Consider the following 1,766-nt stretch of genomic DNA (forward strand, 5'->3'; position numbering starts at 1 on the left):
GAACCGGCCAAGGGTGGCGTCAATCCGCAACGCAGCGTGTGGGAACTGTCGTCGCGCATCCCGGCCGATGCGATCGTCACGAGCGATTCCGGGTCGTGCGCGAACTGGTACGCACGTGACCTCAAAGTGCAGCGCGGCATGATGTGTTCGCTGTCCGGCGGGCTGGCGTCGATGGGCGCGGCGGTGCCTTATGCGATTGCCGCGAAGTTTGCGTTCCCGGGACAACCGGTGATCGCGCTCGTCGGCGACGGCGCCATGCAGATGAACAACATGGCCGAGTTGATCACGGTGTCGAAATACTGGAAGCAGTGGTCGAATCCGCGCTGGATCTGCATGGTGTTGAACAACCAGGACCTGAACCAGGTCACGTGGGAGCAGCGCGTGATGGAGGGCGACCCGAAGTTCGAGGCATCGCAGGATATTCCGTCCGTGGCATATCACAAGTTCGCCGAGTTGATCGGCCTGAAGGGCCTCTACGTCGACGATGCCGAGCGCATGGGCGCCGCGTGGGACGAGGCGCTCGTGGCGGATCGTCCGGTCGTGATCGAGGTGAAGGCCGATCCGAACGTGCCGCCGTTGCCGCCGCACATCACGATGGCGCAGGCGAAGGCGTTCGCGACAACGCTCATGAAGGGCGACCCGGACCAGGGCCACGTGCTGCTCGATACCGCGAAGCAGGTGCTGAGCGCGGTGTTGCCGGGGCACAAGGACCGGTAGGGGCTCGGCCCGCAGCGGTGCTGAGCCTGTCAAATGATCAACTCTATTCGCGCGGCCCCGCGTGGGCGCACTACGGTTCTTGCAGCGATATTCGCGGCGCGCGGGTTCCCCACGGCATCGGCCGCCGAGGTCGCCGCGCCGCTGAACTACTTCCTTCATGCAGCAGGACCCGCAGCGACGCCGACGCTCAGGCTGGGTTGGATCTTTGCCGGAATCTGCGTTGGCGTGTGTCTGATCATTGCGGTGCTGCTGACCGTCGCGATCCTGAGGCGCCGACCGATGCCACTTCCCGGCGACCCTGGCGCGCTGGCAGCCACCGGCGGCGGATCGAGCTGGATTTACGTGGGCGCTGGCGTCTCCACGGTCGTACTGGTCGCCATGCTCGTCTACGCATTGATGACGCTCGAAAGCGTCGCCAGGCCGAACGATGCTCCTTCGCTGACCATTACCGTCACCGCGTACGACTGGTGGTGGAAGATCGCTTACACCGATTCCGCCGATCCGGCCCAACGCTTGGTCACGGCGAACGAGATGCACATTCCCGTCGGTGAACCGGTCAAGGTCGAGCTCAAAAGCGCGGACGTCATTCATGCGTTCTGGGTGCCAGTTCTCGCCGGCAAGACGCAGACGATCCCCGGTCAAACGAATGAACAATGGATCGAGGCGGATCGTCCTGGCGTTTATCGCGGCCAGTGTTCGCAGTTTTGCGGTGCGCAGCACGCGCACATGGCGCTTGAAGTGATCGCGCAGAGCCGCACCGATTTTGCGGCGTGGCGGGCGCAACAAGCCCAGCCACACGCGCAGGCAGAGGCGGCGAGCCCGTCGGTCGCGGCCGGGCAGAAGCTGTTCGACGAGCGATGCGCCGGCTGTCACGCGATCCGGGGTTCGTCGGCTGTTGGAGCACAGGCGCCCGACCTGACGCACCTCAATACGCGTCGATTGATCGCCGCCGGCATGCTGTCCAATACCGCTGCAAACCAGCTCGACTGGATCACGCACGCTCAGCAGATCAAGCCCGAATCGATGATGCCAAGCATGATCCTGAGCCG

At 64.4% G+C, this 1,766-nt stretch carries 2 protein-coding genes; both read left to right on the top strand.

Features of this window, described 5'->3' with window-relative positions; translation table 11 throughout:
- Positions 1–717: thiamine pyrophosphate-dependent enzyme (locus AWB68_RS44535; RefSeq protein WP_235028871.1), on the top strand; the 717-nt coding region annotated here is incomplete at its 5' end.
- A gap of 33 nt (positions 718–750) precedes the next feature.
- A partial coding sequence (gene coxB / locus AWB68_RS44540) for a cytochrome c oxidase subunit II (RefSeq protein ID WP_087650409.1) occupies positions 751–1,766 on the top strand: 1,016 nt, incomplete at its 3' end.

The organism is Caballeronia choica (genome assembly GCF_001544535.1).
Lineage (GTDB): Bacteria > Pseudomonadota > Gammaproteobacteria > Burkholderiales > Burkholderiaceae > Caballeronia > Caballeronia choica.